Here is an 18,792-nt window from a genome sequence, read left to right on the forward strand (position 1 = left end):
TCACTGCGCCACCTCCTGCTGCAAGCGCGCCACCAGGGGCAGTATGTCCTCCGCCAAGGCTTGCGGCGTCACCGGTCCGGTGTGCTTGTGGCGGATGACGCCCTGCTTGTCGATCACGAAGGTTTCCGGCACGCCGTAAACGCCCCAGTCCAAGCCGGTTTTGCCGTCCGGGTCGAAAGCCGAAGCGGCATAGGGGTCGCCGAAGCGGGACAGCCATTGCTGGGCCGCCTCGCGTTCGTCTTTATAGTTGAGGCCGTATATGGGCACGATGCCGCGCTTGGCGAGATCCAGCAGCACCGGGTGCTCCTGCCGGCAGGAAACGCACCAGGACGCCCATACGTTGACCAGGCTCACCCGGCCTTTCAGGTCGGCGACGCTCAGGGTTTTGGCGGCGTCCGCCACTTGCGGCAGGGAGAACGGCGGGGCCGGCTTGCCGATGAAGGGGGAGGGGACTTCGCGGGGGTCCAGGGTTAGGCCGATGCCGAGGAACACCACCAGAATCACGAATATCGCCAAGGGTACCAGTCGAGCCACTATGCCTTCCTCTTCAAGTTGCGGTAGTTCACGCCCGCGATCAGCCGCGCTCTTCCATCATTTTCTGGATGATGGGCATGAAGATCAGCTCCATGGCCAAGCCCACTTTTCCGCCCGGCACCACGATGCTGTTGCGGCGCGACATGAAGGAGTCCTTGATGATGGTCAGCAGGTAGGGGAAGTTCGGGTTGAAGCGGTCCGGGTCCTTGAAGCGGATGATGACGAAGCTTTCGTCCGCCGTGGGGATGTCGCGGGAAATGAACGGGTTGGAGGTGTCCACCGTGGGCACCCGCTGGAAGTTGATGTCCGTTTGGGAAAACTGCGGCGTGATGATGTTCACGTAGTCGTGCATGCGGCGCAGGATCGTGGCGGTGACGTCTTCCGGCTTGTAGCCGCGCTCGGCGGTGTCGCGGTGGATTTTTTGGATCCATTCCAGGTTGACGATAGGCACCACGCCCACTTTCAGGTCGGCGTAGCGGGCGATGTCGACGTCTTCGGCCACCACCGCGCCGTGCAGCCCTTCGTAAAACAGCAGGTCGGTGTTCGGTTCGATGTCCTGCCAGGGGGTGAAGGTGCCGGGCTCGTGGCCGCCCAGACGGTGGCCTTCCTCGTGGCTATGCACGTAATGGCGGATTTTGCCGGAGCCGGTTTCGCCGTAGGTCTTGAATAGCTGCTCCAGGTCTTTGAGCAGGTTGGCTTCCAGGGAAAAGTGGCTGAAATGGCTGTTTTCCACTTGGGCCTTGGCGATCAGTTCGCGCATTCTCGCCCGGTCGTAGCGATGGAAGCTGTCGCCTTCCACCACGGCGGCCTTCAGCTTGAGGCGAAAGCAAATGTGCTGGAAGGCGTCTTTGACGGTGGTCGTGCCGGCGCCGGAAGAGCCGGTGATGGCGATGACGGGGTGTTTTTTCGACATGGTTTTGTCCTGAGGGGCCGGGTTCCGGCGCTGTTTTAATTAAAGGACCGCTTCCACCGCTTGCGCGACGCCGTCCACGGTAAAGCCGAAGGCCTTGAACAATACGTCGGCCGGCGCCGATTCGCCGAAACGGTCCAGGCCGACGACGCGGCCCCGCAATCCCACGTATTTGTGCCAGCCGTCGGACACGCCGGCTTCCACTGCCACCCGCGCCGTGACCTCGGCCGGCAGCACGGCTTCGCGGTAGGCGGCGTCCTGGGTTTCGAACACGCTGGTGCTGGGCATGGAAACCACGCGCACTTTGCGGCCCTTGGCGGCCAATTGTTCGGCGGCTTGCAGGGCCAGACTCACTTCGGAGCCGGTGGCGATGAGGATGGCCTGGGGCGTGCCGTCGCAGTCGCGCAGCACGTAGCCGCCGCGGGCGATGGCGTCGATCTGCGCCGTGCTGCGTGCTGCATGGGGCAGGTTTTGCCGCGAGAAAATCAGGCAGGTGGGGCCGTCGGTACGCTCGACGGCGGCTTTCCAGGCCACCGCCGATTCCACCGCGTCGCAGGGACGCCACACGTGCATGTTGGGAATCAGGCGCAGGGTGGCGGTCTGCTCCACCGGCTGGTGGGTGGGGCCGTCTTCGCCCAGGCCGATGGAGTCGTGGGTGTAGACGTGGATCACCGGCGCTTTCATCAGCGCCGCCATGCGCAGGGCGTTGCGGGCGTATTCGGAGAACATCAGGAAGGTGGCTCCGTAGGGACGGAAGCCGCCGTGCAGCGCCAAGCCGTTCATGATGGCGGACATGCCGAATTCCCGTACGCCGTAATAAACGTAGTTGCCGTCGTGGCCCGGGGCGTTCACGTCCTTGCAGCCGGACCAGAGGGTCAGGTTGGAGCCGGCCAGGTCGGCGGAACCGCCCAACAGTTCCGGCAGCAGCGGGCCGAAGCCGTTGAGGGTGTTTTGCGAAGCCTTGCGGCTGGCGATGGTTTCCGCTTTTTCGTTGACTTTGGCGATGTAGGCGCGGGATTGTTCCACCCAATCGCGGGGCAGTTCGCCGGCCATGCGGCGGTCGAATTCGGCTGCCAGTTCGGGATAGTCGCGGCGGTAGTTTTCGAAACGGTCGTCCCAATCGGTTTCCAGCTTGGCGCCGCATTCGGTGGCGTCCCAGCCTTCGTAGATGTCCACCGGAATTTCGAACGGGGGGAAGTGCCAGCCGATGGTTTGGCGCACCAGCGCCACTTCGTCCTGGCCCAAGGCGGCGCCGTGGCACTCTTCCTTGCCCTGCTTGTTCGGCGAGCCCCAGCCGATGACGGTTTTGCAGCAGATCAGCGACGGCCGGCCGGTGTCGGCGCGGGCCGCTTCGATGGCGTCGCGGATGGCGTCGGCGTCGTGGCCGTCCACGTTGCGGATGACCTGCCAGCCGTAGGCTTCGAAACGGGCCGGGGTGTCGTCCATGAACCAGCCCGGCGTGTCGCCGTGGCCGCGCACTTCGCCGTCGATGGAGATGTTGTTGTCGTCGTAGAAAGCGATCAGCTTGCCCAGCTTCATGGAGCCGGCCAGGGAGCAGGCTTCATGGGAGATGCCTTCCATCATGCAGCCGTCGCCCAGGAACACATAGGTGTAGTGATCGACGATGTCGTGGCCGGGACGGTTGAACTGGCCGGCCAGGGTGCGTTCCGCCAGGGCCATGCCCACGGCGTTGGCAATGCCTTGGCCCAGAGGGCCGGTGGTGGTTTCCACGCCCGGCGTGTAGCCGTATTCCGGGTGGCCGGGCGTTTTCGAGTGCAGCTGGCGGAAGTTCTTCAACTCTTCGATGGGCAGGTCGTAGCCGGTCAGGTGCAGCAGGGAGTACACGAGCATGGAACCATGCCCGTTGGACAGCACGAAGCGGTCCCGGTCCGGCCACTGGGGGTTGGCGGGGTTGTGGCGCAAGTAGTCGTTCCACAACACCTCGGCGATGTCGGCCATGCCCATGGGTGCGCCCGGATGCCCCGAGTTGGCCTGTTGCACGGCGTCCATGCTCAGGACGCGGATGGCGTTGGCGAGTTGTCGGCGCGTGGGCATGATGGTCCTCTGTGGGCAAGGGTGGGTGAATGTGTCCGGAGCGGGCCCGTTTGGGCCGGGCGGCGGCCGATGCGGCAGGCATAACCTAATCGTAACGGTGGATTATCCAAAACTCGCTGGTTTTTGTCACTGGCTACCGGGGTTGTCGCGCCGTGGGCGGCGCAAGGTTCTGGTACGGGAGGCCGGTTCATAATATAGTGGTTATACATAATGGTCGGCCGACTGGTCCCCAGTCTTCCATAAGAGCCGCCTTACGCCAACGCACAGGAACCGTGGCATGAACCTAACGCTAAGGCAGATCCGCGTATTCGAGCGAGTCGCTCGCCGTTCGAGCTTTACCCGCGCCGCCGAGGAGCTGTTCCTCACCCAGCCGGCCGTGTCGATGCAGATTAAGCAGTTCGAGGACACCATCGGCCTGCCGCTGTTCGAACGGTTGGGCAAAAAGATTTACCTCACCACCGCCGGCGAGGAAATGTACCGGCTGTGCCGCACCATCATTCAGCAGCTGGATGAGGCGGAGCAGTTCATCGAGGAGCTCAAAGGCACGGAAGGCGGCATCTTGAAGGTGTCGGTGGCCAGCACGGTGCACTATTTCGCCATCCGCCTGTTGGCCGAATTCCGCCGTCGGTATCCCAAGGTCCACATCAATTTGCAGGTTACCAACCGCAAGGGCCTGCTACGCCAACTGGAAGACAACGACGCCGACATCGTGCTCATGGGGCAGCCGCCGGAGGATCACGATTTGATGTCGGAGGCCTTCATGGAAAATCCGCTGGTGGTCATCGCGCCGGCGGATCACCGGCTCAAGGATAAGCATCCCGTTACCCTTGCGGACCTGAAAGACGAGATTTTCCTCATGCGCGAGGCCGGTTCCGGCACGCGCGGCTCGGTGGAGCGTTTCTTCGCCGATAAGGGCGTACAGATCCGAACCAGCATGGAAATGAACACCAACGAAGCCATCAAGCAGGGCGTCGAGGTGGGGCTGGGTCTGGGGATCGTGTCCCTGCATACGGTGGAGCAGGAGTTGGAAAGCGGCCGATTGGCCATGCTGGACGTGGAGTCCTTTCCCCTGATGCGCCAGTGGTACATGGTGCACCGCTCGGGCAAGCGACTGTCGGTGGTGGGCCAGGCGTTCAAGGAGTTCGTTCGCACCGAGGCCGGTCGTTTCGTCAAAGGCATGCCTGCGTGGCAGCGGCCGGATAGCCAGCCCGCCTAGGTCGTGCGCTTACCGGCCGGGGCGCAGCCTGGCCCAGGTCAGCCAGCCAATGCAGAACAGCACGGTCGCGCCGAAGGCGTCGGCCGCCTCGACAGCCGCCAATCCGGCGCGGGACAGCGCCACGTAGATGCCGATCATGGACAGCATCGCCAAGTTCTCGAAAAAATTCTGCACGGCGATGGCGTGGCCGCTGCCCACGCTTTCATGGCCGTGTTCCTGCAGCAGGGCGTTGAGCGGCACTACGAAAAAGCCGCCGCAGGCGCCGATCAGCAACAGCAACCCGTAACTGGCGGCCAGCGACGCCTGTTGGGCGAACGCCAGGATCAGCGCGCCGATCAGCAGGCCGGCCGGCAGCGCCCGGTTCACCGTTTCCAGTTTTACCCAGCGCGCGGCCGCCGCCGCGCCGAAAGCGATGCCGACGGCCACTGCGCCGCTCAGGTTGGCCGGCGTGCCGTTATCGTTCACCAGCAATGCCACCGGCACCCAGGCCACCAGCAGAAAGCGCAGGGTGCTGCCCGTGCCCCAGAATATGCTGGTGCCGAGCAGGGAGAAGCGCGCGTCGCGGTGGCGTAGCAGTGTGGTCAGGGCGGTCCAGAAATCCCGCAGCAAGGCGGCGAACGCGAATCGCTGCAGCGGGTGGGCCGGGGGGAGGCGCGGAATCAGTAGATTCGCCAAGGCGGCGACCAGATAGGCGGCGGTTACCGCCGCCAGGGCCAGTTCCACCGAGCGGTCGGCCAGCAGCCCTCCCAGCACCGCCCCCGACAGTATGGCGACGATGGTGGAGCCTTCCATCAGGCTGTTGGCCTTGACCAGTTGCGACGGCTCCACCAGTTCGCTGAGGATGCCGTATTTGGCCGGAGAATAGGCGGCCGCGCCGATGCCCACCAAGTTGTAGGCGAGCAAGGGATGCAAGCCCGCCAGCATGGAGGCGGAGCCGGCGAACTTGAGGCCGTTGGCCAGCATCATCACCCGGCCCTTGGGCAAGGTGTCGGCGAAAGGCCCCACGAACGGCGCCAACAGAACGAAGGCGATGACGAAGCTTTCCTGCAACAGGGGGGGCAGCCAGTCGGGCGCCTGTTGGCTCTTCAATAGGGCGATGGCGGCGAACAGCAAGGCATTGTCCGCCAGCGCCGAAAGGAACTGCGCGGCCAAAACGGCGGCCATGGCGCGCGACAGCAGTCGGGGATGGGGATTGGCGGCGGACATGGGCGTCTCCTGGGTTCCGTCTTGTTGCGGCGCCGGGCGAATCGGCGCGGTTACTGGATTGAAACTGGCCGCATCAACGGCGGTTGTATTTGGTGGCGTTGCCTTTGGCCAGTTGCACGGGATACTTCTCGGCGTTTTGGCGCATTTTGTCCCGCACCGCCGGTTCCAGATCCACGCCCAACTGGTCCGCCAGCCGCAGCAGGTAGATCAGCACGTCGGCCATTTCTTGCCTTACGGCTTCGTAGTCCGGCGGCGTTTCGGCCAGCCGGCGCGACTGTTCGTCCGTTAACCATTGAAAACGTTCCAGCAGCTCGGCCGCTTCCACCGACAAGGCGATGGCGAGGTTTTTCGGGCTGTGGAATTGTTGCCAATCCCGTTCGTCGGCGAATTGGCGTAGCTGGTGCTGCAGGGCGGGGATGTCCATGGGCGCTCTCAGTCAATCAACCAGAGTACGGCAGCATAGCGCGCCGCTTTGCCGGCGGCCATGGCGGCCAGGCAAGGCAAAAAGGGCAAACGCGCCCAGCCGGCCGCGAGGCAGAAGCCGTCGCCCACCACCGGCAGCCAGGATAATAGCAATAGCGGGGTGCCGTAACGCTCCATGCGCGCCAAGGTTGCCTGTTTGGGCGGGGCGTGGCGGCGCAGCCAGCCCAGCGCTGCGGCGTAGCCCATCAGCCAGGTGGTTACCGCGCCCAGGGTGTTGCCGGTTGTGGCGACGCCCAGCAGCAGGGTGTCCGAATAGGCGGCCTGCGTCGCCAAATAGGCCAGCACCGCTTCCGATCCGCCGGGGGCCAGGGTGGCGGAGATAAAGGCGCTGGCGAATAAACCGCCCAGGGCTGAGCTGACGTCGTCCATTGCTGTGCGTACCGGGAAGGGCGCTGCCGGCCAAAACGACAAAGCCCCCGAGTTTGCGCTCGAGGGCTTTGTCGTTTGCGGCTCAGGCGGCCATTATTTCTTGGCGGTGAATTTCCTGACCAGGCCGAAGGCCAAGTCCATCACTGTTCCCACCGCTTCCTTCAACAGTTCGAAGGCGGCGGCCACATAGCTGCCCACGTCCTTGCCCCGGCTACGGGCCTGGATGCGCGCCCAAGCGTAGGGCGCGCCGAACAGGCCGATGGCGATGCCGAGGATGGTGGTGCCGGACAGCCAAGCGCCGGAGCCGGCGGCGGGCGCCGCCTGGTCGGCGGACTTGCCGCTCTGCTTGGGCGCGGCGGCCGACGCGCCGCTGCTTTTCTTGGCGCCGGGGGCGGATTCAGAATCGCCGCCCTTGGCCTTGATGGCCGCGGCCAGGGCGTCCGCCTGTTCCGCCAGCACGGTGGCGGGCACCGGCGCCGGGGCGTCGGCTTTGTAGTTGTCCGGCAGCGCATTGGCGGTCAGGCCCGGGATGCTGGGCAGTTCGCCGCTGCCTTTGCCGACTTTGAGCTGAGCCTTCATGCCCTTTTCCATGTGCTGGGCGATATCGCAGTGCACCAGGTAGGTCTTGTCTTCCTTGGGCAGGATCAGGGTGCCGGTGATTTTCGCCGGGCCGGTGATCTCCAGGTGGAACATGCCTTTCTGGTAAATGTACTTGGGCAGGCCGTGCATCATCCACTGGTGGCGGACGTTGTCTTCGTTGACGAAGTTGACCTTCAGGCGCGTACAGGGCTTGAACTGGAATTGGTTCTGGTCGAAGCCGAAGACGAAGCCGGGCTTGGAGTATTTGCGGCCGGCCTTGACGGTGATTTCCTTGTCTTCCGCGACTTTATCGCAGCCGCCGGGCAGCTTGTCCTTGTTTTGCCCCATGATCATGCCGCCTTCCATGTCCATCAGGTGGCCGTCGCCATGATCCATGAGGGCGTCGTGTTCGGTGAGTTGGACTTCCTGCTTGGCTTCCTTCGCCGGCGCCTGGGCGACCAGGGCGAGGGACAGGGCCAGTCCGACCGTTGCTTGTCGAATCATGTTATTTGCCTCCCTTTGCCTGGGCCATCAGTTGGGCCGCCGCCGCGGCCAATTTGCGGCGATTGAGATACGCGGCGTAACCTACCGCGCCCAAGAGTAGGCCTTTGAGCAGGTTGCCGAAGGTCGAAGGCGAGCTGTTGTCCGCCGCTTCGGCGGCGGGTTTGGCTTTGCCGGCCGGTTTAGCCGCTGCCGGGGTGGATTTGCTTGCCGGCGCGGCTTGCGCCTTGGCGCCTTCCAGCTTGGCTTGGCCGAGGGATTCGCCCACGCTCAGGTGCTGCCAGACGGGAATTTCCCGCTTCCAGAACTTCTTGCTGAAATAAGGCGTGATGTCCATGCCGTGCAGTTGCGGCGTGCCTTCCTTGTCCAGGAAATCCTTGTAGACCACCAGGCTGATGCTGCCGCCTTCGCCCTGGCCGTCGGTGGTGAAGGCGTTTTCCACGTGGTCGTGGAACATCCACACGCCGGAGCCGAAGCTGTTGAGGCCGTCGTTGGTGGTGTTCAGTTCCAGGTCCAGGCGCTGGGCCGGGGCCAGGTCGTAAACGTCCCGCTGGATGCGCGCGGCCGGATTGTGCGGCACGCCGTCGTAGTCGGTGATGACGGCTTTGTGGCCGTGGATGTGCAGCGCCATGGTCTCGGTGTGGCCGTTGAGCACGCGCAGCTTCACTTTCTGGTTGGGCGCGACGGTGATGAGCGACTCCCGCAATGCGTAGGGGAAGGCGCGGCCGTTGAGCATGTAATAGTCGTCCTTGGCGTCGGTGATGTCGTACTTCTGGTTCATCTGCTGGGCGATCAGGCGCGGATCGTTGTACTGCTGGATGATCTGGTGCAGTTCCTTGTCCGCCGATTGGTAGTGCAGGTCGTATTCCTGCGCGTACTTTTCCGATACCGCCTTGGAGGGATGGCGCACTTGGCCATTACCCACGTTGAATGTTTGCACCCAGTTGTTGGGGCGGTTTTCCTCCACGATGAACATGCCGCCCAGGCCCATGGGGATATGGGTGTGGGGCTGCACGTGGCAGTGGTAGTACATGGTGCCCGGTTGACGCGGCTTGATGACGTAGGTCTTGGTCTGGCCGGGCATGACGTCCATTTCGGCCGTCTGGCCGACGCCGTCGTTGCCGCCGCCGCCGTGGTCCATGAAGGGGTGGTCCACGCCATGCAAATGGATGGAGTGGGGGAAATAGTGGGTGTTTTCCAACACCAGCCATACCGTGTCGCCCTGTTCCACGCGGATGGCGGGGGAGGGCAGGCGCAGCAGGGCGTTTGCGTCCAGGCTGGCGAAGCCGCGCGTGGACATGTCGCGGGACTTCGGTGTGAAGACCCAGAAGCCGGGCTGGATGCCCGGCGCGATGTCGAAAGTCGGCACCACGCCGGGGAAATCCGGAGAACGGCCGTTCAGCTCCATGACTTCCAGTTTGATGACGATGAGGTCGGGGTCGCCGTCGCCGTCCGTATCGTTGGACATGGTGACGGCGTCGGGCGCCAGCTTGGTGTCCATGAGGGTTTCCATGGACACGTTGTTGGTGCCTTTGACGAAGGCCGCGATTTCGGACGGGTTGTCCGGGTCGCAAACCCGGGATTCCTGTATTTCGACGCCTTCCACGGTCTGCGCGTCGCGCCATGCCGACGGCGCGCCGCTGTTGCAGAAGGGCTCGGTTTCGCCCACGTCCACTTTCACCGTGGGCGGCAGGCTCACCGCCGCCCACGCTTGCGGCATGGACACCAGCATCGCCGCCGCTACAAAACCCCAGGATTGCTTTACCATCATCGGCCTCTATTCCGCTACAACGTCATTTGTCTGAAGGCTTCCGAGCCGATTGAGATCAGAACTCCTTGGCGCGGCCCAGCAGCTTGTCGATCAGGCCTTTGAAGCCGGCATTGGACAGGTACAGCACGTAGCCGAGCGCCGTCAGCACTACAGCGGCGATCAGGTAGGTGTTGACGCCGCCGCTGTCGCGGCCGGTGCCGACCACGATGGGCAAGTGGGCGTCGATACGCTGGCCTTCGTTGACCAGGGTGATGTGGGCCAGGTACTTGCCGGGCGCCTGGAAGTTATACGGCGTGGTGATTACGCCGTTGGAGTGCTTGTCCATGGGAACCTTCACCAGGGAGGTGCCTTCCGGCTCCTTGGTCAGCTCGAATTCCACTTCCATCTGGCGCAGGGCTTTGCCTTCGTAGTCGATTACCAGGTTGGATTGGCCGGGGCTGGGCAAGTTGCCGCAGAACTCTTCCATGCCGCTCAGGTTCGGCTGGTAAGCGGTGAAGTGCACCCAGTGGCCGCCCACCTCGATACGGCAGGTGTCGAATTCCTGCGCGGCGCCGCCGCCGTGCGCCCAAGCGCTGGAGAAAGGCAGGACGGCGGAAACGGTGAGGCCCAAAGCCAGAAGGGTATTTTTGAACGTTTTGGTTTTACGCATATCTCTTCCCACTCTATTGATAGGTGTAATTATGATGGCGCCTTAAGACAAGGCCACCCAGGCCCCACCGATGCGCCCTAAATGTTCCGGGAGCTTGCGAGAAAGAACTGTGGGCTCGCCGAAAAAAGCGCCAAGTGCGGACTTTGGACTTTAGCACAGCATTCCCCGTCAAGGGAAGTGGTTAACCCGGCGCGGCGCTTGGCCTGCGCCGCGTTGTCAGGACGCTGTAAACGACGGGAATGACGAACATGGTTAATACGGTTCCCAGCAGCAGCCCGCCGACGATTACCCAGCCGATTTGCTGGCGTCCTTCCGCGCCGGCGCCGCTGGCTAGAGCCAGCGGCACGGCGCCCAGGATCATGGTGAGGGAGGTCATGAGGATGGGGCGCAGCCGCAACATGGCCGACCGCACCACGGCGGCGGCCGCGTCCAGCCCCTCCCGGGCGCGCAGCTGGTTGGCGAACTCCACGATGAGTATGCCGTTTTTGGTGATCAATCCCACCAGCATGACCATGCCCACCTGGCTATAGACGTTGATGGTGCCGCCGGTCAGCTTGAGCGACAGCATGGCGCCGGCGATGGACAGCGGCACGGTAAGCATGATGATGAGGGGGTCGAGAAAGCTCTCGAATTGGGCCGCCAACATCAGGTAAATGAACACCAGGGCGGCCCAGAACATCAGGTACATGGCCGAACTGGATTCCTGGAACTCGCGCGACTGGCCGTCCAAATCGGTGGTGACGGCGGGCGGCAGCACTTCCTGCGCGGCTTGGTGCAACGCGGCCAGGGATTGGCCCAAGGTAAAGCCGGGCGCGATATTGGCGCTCAGGGTGGCGGAACGCAGCCGGTTGAAGTGGTTCAATTCCTTGGGGGCCACGCCTTCGCCGACGCTCACCAGATTGCTCAACTGGGTCAGTTGTCCCTGGCCGCCGCGCAGGTAAATCAAGCCGATATCCTCGGGGTTGCTGCGCTCCTGGTCTTCCACTCGCAGAATGACGTCGTACAGCGTGCCTTCGCGCTTGAAGCGGGTCACTTGGTGGCCGCCCAGCAAGGTTTGCAAGGTGGTGCCGATGGCGTCCATGTCCACGCCGATATCCAGCGCTTTGTCGCGATCGACGCGTACGTTGAGCTGCGGCTTGTCCAGCTTGAGGTCGTTGTCCAGGTTGGTGAGGCCGGGCACCGTCGCCGCCTTGGCGGCCAGCTGCTCCATGGCGTGTTGCAGCTCCGCGTAGCTGCCGGCTTGCAGCACGAATTGCACCGGCAGGTTGCGGGAGCTCTGGCCGAAGGACGGCGGGTTGAGGGCGAACGCCCGTACGCCGGCCAAGCTCTGGAGCTTGGGCAGCAGTTCCGCCGTAATGGCTTGCTGCTTGCGCTCGCGTTCGTCCCAGGGCTGTAGGGTGACGAAGGCCAGGGCCGAGTTGACCGGATTGGGCCTTTCCCGGCCCGGCGCCAGCACCAGGAAGGAGGTGGCCGCTTCCGGTATTTGCGCCACCAGTTTTTCGATTTCGCGGGCGTAGCCGTCGGTGTACTCCAGGGTGGCGCCTTCCGGCGCGCTGAGCATGGCCAAAAAGTTGCTGCGGTCTTCGATGGGCGACAGCTCCGCCGGCAGGGTCAGCAGCAGCCAGCCGCCCAGTCCGGCGATAGCGGCAAAACCGGCGGCTACCCAGGCGGGACGGCGCAAGGCGCGCCGCAGCAGCCGGCCGTAAGCCTCGGTCATGGGGCTTTCATGCGTTGTTTCGTGACGGGCGGCGCCTGGTTTCAACAGGCGCGAGCACATCATGGGGGTCAGGGTCAGCGCCACGAAGCCGGACACCAGCACGGCGCAGCTCACCGCCAGGGCGAACTCGGAAAACAGCCGGCCGGTCTTGCCGGTCATGAAGGCCAGCGGCGCGAACACGGCCGCCAGGGTGGCGGTCATGGCGATGACGGCGAAAGCGATTTCCCGGCTACCCTCGAAAGCGGCCTCCATCGCCCCCAGCCCGCTTTCCATGCGGCGGTGGATGTTTTCCAGCATGACGATGGCGTCGTCCACCACCAAGCCGATCGCCAGCACGAGGGCCAGCAGGGTGAGGGTGTTGACGCTGAAGTCCAAGGCGTAAATGAAAATGAACGCTCCCACCAGGGACACGGGGATGGTGACGAAGGGGATCAGCGTGGCGCGCCAGGAGCGTAAAAAGGCGAAAGTGACCAGGGATACCAGCAGCAGGGATTCCGCCAGGGTGTGGTACACGCCCTTGATGGATTCCTCGATGAACAGGGAGCTGTCGAACGCCGTTTTCAGCGTGGCGCCTTCCGGCAGGCTGCGGCGAATTTCGGGCAGGGCGTCTTTCACCGCCCTGGCTACCCCGAGGGCGTTGGCGGTGGACTGTTTGACCACCCCCAGGCCCACCGCCGGACTGCCGTTGACTCGCACGCCGTTACGGTCGTCGGCGGCGCCCAGTTCCGCCCGGCCCACGTCCTTGAGCCGCACCGGCTGGCCGTTGTCGGTGCGGATGATGAGATCGTTGAATTCTTCCGCCGAGCGCAGGTCGGTTTGGCTGAGCACGGTGAATTCGCGCCAGCGGCTTTCGATGCGTCCGCCGGGAAATTCCGCGTTGCGGCTGCGTAGCGCCTGCTCCACGTCCTGCACCGTCACGCCGCGCGCCGCCATGCGCTCCCGGTCCAGCCACAGGCGCATGGCGTAGCGCCGCTCGCCGCCGATGATGACGCTGGCGACGCCGGGCAGGGTTTGCAGGCGGTCCTGGATGTGGCGGTCGGCGAAGTCGGTGAGCTCCAGAGACGAATGGCGTTCGCTGGAGAAGGCCAGCCACAACATGGCTTGGGCGTCCGCGTCGATTTTGCTGATGATGGGTTCTTCGATGTCGTCCGGCAGCTGTCCCCGCACCCGCGCCACCCGGTCGCGCACATCGGCGGCGGCGGCGTCCGCGTCGCGGTCCAGGTTGAATTCGATGGTGATCTGGCTGACCTCTTCGCGGCTGCTGGATTTGAGGGTTTTGATGCCCTCGATGCCGGAAAGGGAGTCTTCCAGGGTCTGGGTGACCTGTTCCTCCATCACTTCGGCGCTGGCGCCCTTGAACACCGTGCGCACCGATACCACCGGCATGTCGATGTCGGGATATTCGCGCACCGGCAGGCGCAGGAAGCTCATCAGTCCGACCAGCACCAGGGCCAGGCTCATAACGGTGGCCAACACCGGCCGGCGGATGGAAAGGTCGGATAACACCACGGCGTTGGGCCTTTAGCGGGGGAAACGGGGAGCGTGTCGGGGCGGAGGGGTTAGGGCGCGATGCGCACCGTCGCACCGTCGCGCAGCTTCATTTGGCCTTCGACCACCACCGGGCTGTCGGCGGCCAAGCCGCTGGTGATTTCCACCAGGCTGTCGCGATGCTGGCCGGTGGTCACTTCGGTTTTCACCGCCTTGTTTTCCTCGGTCCGATAGACGTATTGGTGGCTGCCGATGCCGATTAGCGCGTGCTCCGGCACGAACAAGGCCTGGCGGTCCGCGCCCAGGGCCAGGGTCAGGCGGGCGAACATGCCCGGCTTTAGCCGCCGGCCGGTATTGGCGAAACGGCCGCGCAGCTTGACGCTGCGGGTTTGTTCGTCCAGGCGGGGATTGACGGCGTACAGCTCGCCGGCGAATTCTTCGCCGGGATAAGCGTCTACCTTGGCGGTGATTTTTTGGCCGGGCGCGACTTTGCCGGCGTATTGCTCGGGCAGGGCGAAATCCAGCTTGAGGGTATCCAGCGCTTCCACGTTTACCAGGGGGCGGCCCGGAGTGACGTAGTCGCCGGGGCTGACCAAGCGCAGGCCGGTGACGCCGGCAAAAGGCGCCCGAATTTCGGTTTTTCCCAGGCGTACCTGGTCCCGTTGCGCCAGCGCTTGGGATTGCTGCCAGCGCGCCTGGGCTTCGTCCAGCGCTTGCTGGCTGGCCAGGTTGCGCCGCCGAACCTCCTCGGTGCGGCCTAGGTTCAGCTTGTCCAGGTTCGCCTGGGCGCGGCTTTGCGCCGCCGTGGCTTGATGTTCGTCCGGGTCCAGCAGGATCAGCAGCTCGCCGGCTTTAACCGATAGCCCTTCGGTGAAATGGATGCTTTTCACCCGTCCGCCGATTTCTGCGCTGACCACCGCCGATTCGTCGGCGATAAACGAGCCCACCGCGTGGGCGGAATCGGCAACGGGCAAGTGCTGCGGCGCGGCGGTTTTGACCGGGAACGCCATGGCGGCCGGCTTGGCGGCGGGCTGCTCTTGCGTCGCCTTTCGCCAGGCGACGACGGCGGATGCCGCCGTTAACACGGCAATGACGGCGAGGAAGCGATAAGTGTGCTTGCGGGCTGGCATGGGGCTAGTGGGTGCGGGCGCGGCCGGCAATGGCTCTGCCTCGGTTGGATGCTTGGGGCGTCGAATGAATGCGCGGTGTTGATCGGGTGGGCGCGATTTTTCGCGACATCGGAGTTTATGGGGATGGCTTGGCCGGCGCAAGGCCATCTTTGCCGATGGGCGGCCCGGCGGATCGGTTGCGCCATGTCCCTGCGCTAAGCATGGGTTAAACTTGGCGCTGATTTTGAACATCGGCGGGGTGGTGGGGCGATATGGGTAAGGCGAAGATCGGCCGCGGCTGGGCGGCATTGGTTTTATGGCTGGCGTGCGGGGCGGCGGCGGCCGACACGGCGTTCGACAACCGCTTGAGCGCTCTGCAGGAGGCTTGGCAGGAGGCCTATTATTTGGCGCCGGAGGGAGAGAAGGCCGAGCGGCTGGAGATATTGCTGGGTAGCGCCGAGCAATTGCGGCGCGATTATCCCCAGCGGGCGGAAAGCTGGATCACGCAAGCCATCGTGCTGTGCGTTTACAGCGGCGTCAGCTGGGGGCTGGACGCGCTGTCCAACATTGAGCGCGCGCGCCAGTTGCTGCTCAAGGCCAAGGATATCGACCCCAAGGCCATGGACGGATCGGTCTATGTCACTTTGGGCGCGTTGTATTACCAGGTGCCGGGTTGGCCCATTTCGTTCGGCGACGACGACATGGCGCGCCAATACCTGCAAAAGGCCTTGGAGCTGTTTCCCGACGGCTTGGATACCAATTATTTTTACGGCGACTTCCTCGTCAGCATGAACGAGTACGAGCAGGCTTATCCCTATCTGCAACGGGCCGAGCGGGCGCCGATCCGCAACGCTTTGGTCATCAGCGACAGGCAGTTGAAGAAGGATTTGGCGGCGCTGCTGCAGAAAGTGCGCAAGCGCTTGTCGAACCGCAACGTCCGTATCGGCGGTTAGCGCCTACTCGCTCACGGCGGTGGCATTGCCGCTGCCGCCCTTGTTGTCGCGCCATTCCACCCGCAATGAGTCGCCCGGCTTGCAATCGCGCAGCTTGAAGGCGAAATAGGGATCGCGGGAAACGCCCGGTCCGGTAAGGCAGCGAGCGACGATCTCGTTGTTGTGCAGCACGGTCACTTCTTCCAGGTAGTGGGCGGGCACGACTTTGCCGTCGGCTTCGTCCTTGCGCCGGCCCGTTTCCATGGGATGGGTGATGAGCATGCGCAGCAAGGTGGAGCCGTCGTCCTGGCGTTTGCTGCGAATCTTCACGTCGACCACGGGACGCTTAGCCACAGCCGCCCACCGTGACTTTCACCGTTTTGCGGGTCGAGTAAAGGCGGCCTTCGGCGCGCACCACCGCTATTACGACGCCGGTGGCGGCGAGTTTGACGCGGGTGGATACGAAGGGCTCTAGCCGTTCGCCGATGAGGAATTCGGCCAGCAGCGGCGTGGGGTTTTTTTCCGCCAGCAGGGTGATGCTTTCCGTGCCGGTCAGGGTGGTGGATACGCTGACCGGCACCGCCGCGCCGTCTTCGGCGACGTCGGGAATGTCCAGCACGATTTGCGCCGATTCGGTCGGTTTGTCGTGGCCGAACAGCTGCGTCTGGGTCTCCGCCAATTGCTTGGCGGCGAAGGCGTGGCGCGGCCACGGGCGGTGCATGTACGCGCCCGCCGCTTGGACGATATGGCTGGCCAGCGCGGCGACGCCGCCGGCCAGCAGGCTCCCGATGAATTTCCGTCGCGATAAGCTCATGGGTAAGAGATTGTGCTCACGGCTCGGTGGGTGGACGCGCAGTTTAACCTTAACCTTGGCCGCGGTGTCGCGACAAAGTGCCGCGCTAGCGGAATAATGCGGCGTAATCTTGTGCGCTGCGTCGCACTTCCGCATGGCCGAATAGTCCGTCGATGGCGCAGATTAAGTCGGCGCCGGCCGCCGCCAAGGGGGCGCCGTTGGCTGGAGTGATGCCGCCGATGGCAGCGATGGGAATGCGCAGTTCCGCTTTCGCCAGGCGCAGCGTTTCCAGCGAGGCGGGCGTGGCGTCGGGTTTGCTTTTGGACGGGAAAAAACGGCCGAAAGCGGCGTAGCTGGCGCCCAGCGATTGGGCGCGGCGGGCCAATTCCAGGCTGTTGTAGCAGGATACGCCGACGATGGCATCCGGTCCCAGTGCCGCGCGGGCCGCGGCGATACCCGCATCGTCCCGGCCTAGGTGAACTCCGTCCGCGCCCAGTCGAGCGGCCAGCTCGATGTCGTCGTTGACGATGAGTGGCACGCCCAGTCCGTGGCACAGTTGCAGCAGGTCGCGCCCCAGCGCTTCCTTTTGCGCCGGCGAACGCCGTTTGTCGCGGTATTGCAGCAGCACCGCGCCGCCTTCGATGGCGGCTTGCACCGCGGCCAGCAGCGCGTCGTCGTCCAGATCGTTGGTGATGGCGTAGAGGCCTTTGCGGGGCAAGGCTAGCGTCATGGGTTGGAGCCTGTATGGATACGGCGCGGCAGGTATTGGCCCCGGCCGGGGCGGAAGCCGCCTTCCAGCGCTTGCCACGTGTAGCGCTGGGCGTCGTGGGCGGCGGCCATGGGGTTGGCGCCCCGCGCCAGATAAGCCGCCACCGCCGCCGCCAGGGTGCAGCCGGAGCCGTGATATTCGTGGGGCAGGCGCTGCCAGCGGAAGGGTTCTTGCAGCGACTGGCTGTATAAGGTGTTGATCACGTCCGGCCGGTCCTCGTGGCTGCCGGTGATCAGCACGTAGCGGCAGCCGCGGGCCAGCAGCCAGTGGGCGCAGGACTCCAGGTCCACCAGTCCGGCCAGCACGCGCGCTTCCAGGCTGTTGGGGGTCAGCAGGGTGGTCAGCGGCAGCAGCTGCTCGCGGATGGCTTGCAGCAGTTCTTCGTTGGACAGGGAGGCGCCGCCGCCCGCCGCCAGTACCGGGTCCAGCACCACGGGAATGTCCGGGTGGGCGGCGATGAGCCGGGCGATGGTCTCGGCGATGGCCGCATCGCCGATCAGGCCGATTTTGATGGCCGCCACCGGCATGTCGGCCAGCACCGTTTCCGCTTGGCGCCGCAGGTCGTCCGGTTGTTGCGGGATGATTTGGCGGACGTCGCGGGTGTCCTGGCAGGTCAGGCAAGTGATGACGCTGGCGGCGTGGCAGCCGAGGGCGGCCAGGGTTTCGATGTCCGCCTGGACGCCGGCCCCGCCGCTGGGGTCGTGGCCGGAAAGGCATAACACCACCGGCGGGTGGGACGGCTGCACCAGCGTGCGGCGGGGGCGCGGCGAGTTGTCCATCAAAACGGTTTGAGGCTGGCCAGCAGCACGATGGCGAACAGGAACGCCACCGGTATTTCGTTGACCCAGCGGTAAAACACGTGGCTACGGCGGTTGCGCTCGTGTTTGAAGTCCAGCATCCATTTGGCGCAAAAGCCGTGATAGACCACCAGCAGGCCGATCAGCCCCAGTTTGATGTGGAGCCACAGGCTATGGCCGTAGGCTTCCCAGGCGTAACTCGCCAGCATGGCGATGCCGAAGCCCAGGGTCAGCAACATGGCCGGCGTCATGATGCCGTAGAACAGCTTGCGTTCCATGATCTTGAAGCGCTCGCGGCTCACGCTGTCCGCCGCCATGGCGTGGTAAACGAATAGCCGCGGCAGGTAGAACAGCCCGGCGAACCAGGTGACCATAAATATCAAATGGAAGGCTTTTAGCCACATGGGATCAGGATTCCTCCAGCAAGGCCTCGATGCGGTTCGCCAATCGGGCGGGGTCGAAATCGCCCAGAATGCGCTCCACAATGCGTCCCTCGTCATCCAGCAGCAGCGTGGTGGGGGTGGCTTGCACCTGGAACGCCGCGGCGTTTTCCCCCGCAGGGTCCAGCGCCACCGCATAGGGCAGTTCATAGCTTTGCGCAAAGCTTACCACGTGGCTGGGCATGTCGTAGGGCATGGCCGACGCCACCAGGTGCAGGCCGCGCGGCGCATAACGTTGGTGCAATTGCTTGAGCGCCGGAATTTCCTTGATGCAGGTAGGGCAATCGGTGGCCCAGAATGCGATCAGCGCCGGCTTGCCGCGCCAGTCGGCCAGGCTGGGCTTGCTGCCGTCGATGACGGCGAACGCGGCGGGCGGCGCGAGCGGCGGACGCAAGGTCAGCCAGGCGCCGGTTATCACCAGGGCGGCCAGCAAAATAAAGGCGGGAAGGATCGATCGCATGGGGCGGGGCGGCA

19 protein-coding genes are annotated in these 18,792 nt (G+C 64.4%); 2 read left to right on the forward strand and 17 right to left on the reverse strand.

Annotation, left to right across the window (positions count from 1 at the left end; genetic code table 11):
- Genes K5607_RS01245 through tkt form a run of 3 tightly spaced genes read right to left on the reverse strand, consistent with a single transcriptional unit; the run spans position 1 to position 3,499 of the window.
- A complete protein-coding gene (locus tag K5607_RS01245) occupies positions 1-537 on the reverse strand; it encodes a DsbE family thiol:disulfide interchange protein (RefSeq protein WP_054774021.1) in 537 nt (178 codons plus the stop codon).
- 37 nt (positions 538-574) lie between these two features.
- Positions 575-1,447, reverse strand: a complete 873-nt coding sequence (locus K5607_RS01250; protein WP_054774022.1) for a phosphoribulokinase — start codon at positions 1,445-1,447, stop codon at positions 575-577.
- Between the two features lie 39 nt (positions 1,448-1,486).
- Positions 1,487-3,499 (reverse strand): transketolase, encoded by a 2,013-nt coding sequence (gene tkt, locus K5607_RS01255; RefSeq protein ID WP_221047982.1) that lies wholly within the window; start codon positions 3,497-3,499, stop codon positions 1,487-1,489.
- Between the two features lie 277 nt (positions 3,500-3,776).
- Between tkt and K5607_RS01260 the strand changes: the two genes are divergently transcribed.
- Positions 3,777-4,715 carry a LysR family transcriptional regulator gene (locus K5607_RS01260; RefSeq protein ID WP_054774023.1) on the forward strand — a complete coding sequence of 313 codons (939 nt, stop codon included), beginning with the start codon at positions 3,777-3,779 and terminating at the stop codon, positions 4,713-4,715.
- 9 nt (positions 4,716-4,724) lie between these two features.
- On the opposite strand, the gene lplT is transcribed toward K5607_RS01260, so the two are convergent.
- The 8 genes from lplT to K5607_RS01300 all read right to left on the reverse strand — a co-directional run bounded on the left by lplT (position 4,725) and on the right by K5607_RS01300 (position 14,608).
- A complete protein-coding gene (lplT, locus tag K5607_RS01265; RefSeq protein ID WP_221047983.1) occupies positions 4,725-5,921 on the reverse strand; it encodes a lysophospholipid transporter LplT in 1,197 nt (398 codons plus the stop codon).
- Between the two features lie 73 nt (positions 5,922-5,994).
- Complete coding sequence (locus K5607_RS01270) at positions 5,995-6,345, reverse strand: nucleotide pyrophosphohydrolase (protein ID WP_054774834.1); 351 nt, start codon at positions 6,343-6,345, stop codon at positions 5,995-5,997.
- Between the two features lie 8 nt (positions 6,346-6,353).
- Positions 6,354-6,773, reverse strand: coding sequence for a YqaA family protein (locus K5607_RS01275; RefSeq protein WP_221047984.1), 420 nt, complete (start codon positions 6,771-6,773; stop codon positions 6,354-6,356).
- 93 nt (positions 6,774-6,866) lie between these two features.
- A complete protein-coding gene (locus K5607_RS01280; RefSeq protein WP_221047985.1) occupies positions 6,867-7,856 on the reverse strand; it encodes a cupredoxin domain-containing protein in 990 nt (329 codons plus the stop codon).
- Between the two features lies 1 nt (position 7,857).
- Positions 7,858-9,621 (reverse strand): multicopper oxidase domain-containing protein, encoded by a 1,764-nt coding sequence (locus K5607_RS01285; protein WP_246598926.1) that lies wholly within the window; start codon positions 9,619-9,621, stop codon positions 7,858-7,860.
- 58 nt (positions 9,622-9,679) lie between these two features.
- Positions 9,680-10,273: a hypothetical protein gene (locus K5607_RS01290; protein ID WP_054773965.1), complete on the reverse strand. Its 594-nt coding sequence runs from the start codon at positions 10,271-10,273 to the stop codon at positions 9,680-9,682.
- Between the two features lie 181 nt (positions 10,274-10,454).
- Positions 10,455-13,499 (reverse strand): efflux RND transporter permease subunit, encoded by a 3,045-nt coding sequence (locus K5607_RS01295; protein WP_221047986.1) that lies wholly within the window; start codon positions 13,497-13,499, stop codon positions 10,455-10,457.
- A gap of 50 nt (positions 13,500-13,549) precedes the next feature.
- Positions 13,550-14,608: an efflux RND transporter periplasmic adaptor subunit gene (locus K5607_RS01300; protein ID WP_221047987.1), complete on the reverse strand. Its 1,059-nt coding sequence runs from the start codon at positions 14,606-14,608 to the stop codon at positions 13,550-13,552.
- Positions 14,609-14,859: 251 nt separating this feature from the next.
- Here K5607_RS01300 and K5607_RS01305 point away from each other — a divergent pair, with 251 nt between their 5' ends.
- Positions 14,860-15,540 carry a tetratricopeptide repeat protein gene (locus K5607_RS01305; protein ID WP_054774469.1) on the forward strand — a complete coding sequence of 227 codons (681 nt, stop codon included), beginning with the start codon at positions 14,860-14,862 and terminating at the stop codon, positions 15,538-15,540.
- A gap of 3 nt (positions 15,541-15,543) precedes the next feature.
- Here the strand turns inward: K5607_RS01305 and soxZ are convergent, their stop codons facing one another.
- The 6 genes from soxZ to K5607_RS01335 all read right to left on the reverse strand — a co-directional run bounded on the left by soxZ (position 15,544) and on the right by K5607_RS01335 (position 18,778).
- Positions 15,544-15,873, reverse strand: a complete 330-nt coding sequence (gene soxZ / locus K5607_RS01310; RefSeq protein ID WP_246598927.1) for a thiosulfate oxidation carrier complex protein SoxZ — start codon at positions 15,871-15,873, stop codon at positions 15,544-15,546.
- A complete protein-coding gene (gene soxY / locus K5607_RS01315; protein WP_221047988.1) occupies positions 15,866-16,333 on the reverse strand; it encodes a thiosulfate oxidation carrier protein SoxY in 468 nt (155 codons plus the stop codon). The genes soxZ and soxY overlap by 8 nt, the downstream gene beginning before the upstream one ends.
- An 85-nt stretch (positions 16,334-16,418) precedes the next feature.
- Positions 16,419-17,042 carry a thiamine phosphate synthase gene (thiE, locus tag K5607_RS01320; protein ID WP_054773671.1) on the reverse strand — a complete coding sequence of 208 codons (624 nt, stop codon included), beginning with the start codon at positions 17,040-17,042 and terminating at the stop codon, positions 16,419-16,421.
- The gene (gene thiD, locus K5607_RS01325) at positions 17,039-17,860 is read right to left on the reverse strand and encodes a bifunctional hydroxymethylpyrimidine kinase/phosphomethylpyrimidine kinase (protein WP_221047989.1); all 822 of its coding nucleotides are present in this window, start codon (positions 17,858-17,860) and stop codon (positions 17,039-17,041) included. The genes thiE and thiD overlap by 4 nt, the downstream gene beginning before the upstream one ends.
- Positions 17,860-18,282 carry a protoporphyrinogen oxidase HemJ gene (hemJ, locus tag K5607_RS01330; protein WP_221047990.1) on the reverse strand — a complete coding sequence of 141 codons (423 nt, stop codon included), beginning with the start codon at positions 18,280-18,282 and terminating at the stop codon, positions 17,860-17,862. The genes thiD and hemJ overlap by 1 nt, the downstream gene beginning before the upstream one ends.
- A 4-nt stretch (positions 18,283-18,286) precedes the next feature.
- A complete protein-coding gene (locus K5607_RS01335; protein WP_054773672.1) occupies positions 18,287-18,778 on the reverse strand; it encodes a TlpA disulfide reductase family protein in 492 nt (163 codons plus the stop codon).
- Between the last annotated feature and the right edge of the window lie 14 nt (positions 18,779-18,792).

Origin of the sequence: Methylogaea oryzae, from assembly GCF_019669985.1 — a bacterium.
GTDB lineage: Bacteria > Pseudomonadota > Gammaproteobacteria > Methylococcales > Methylococcaceae > Methylogaea > Methylogaea oryzae.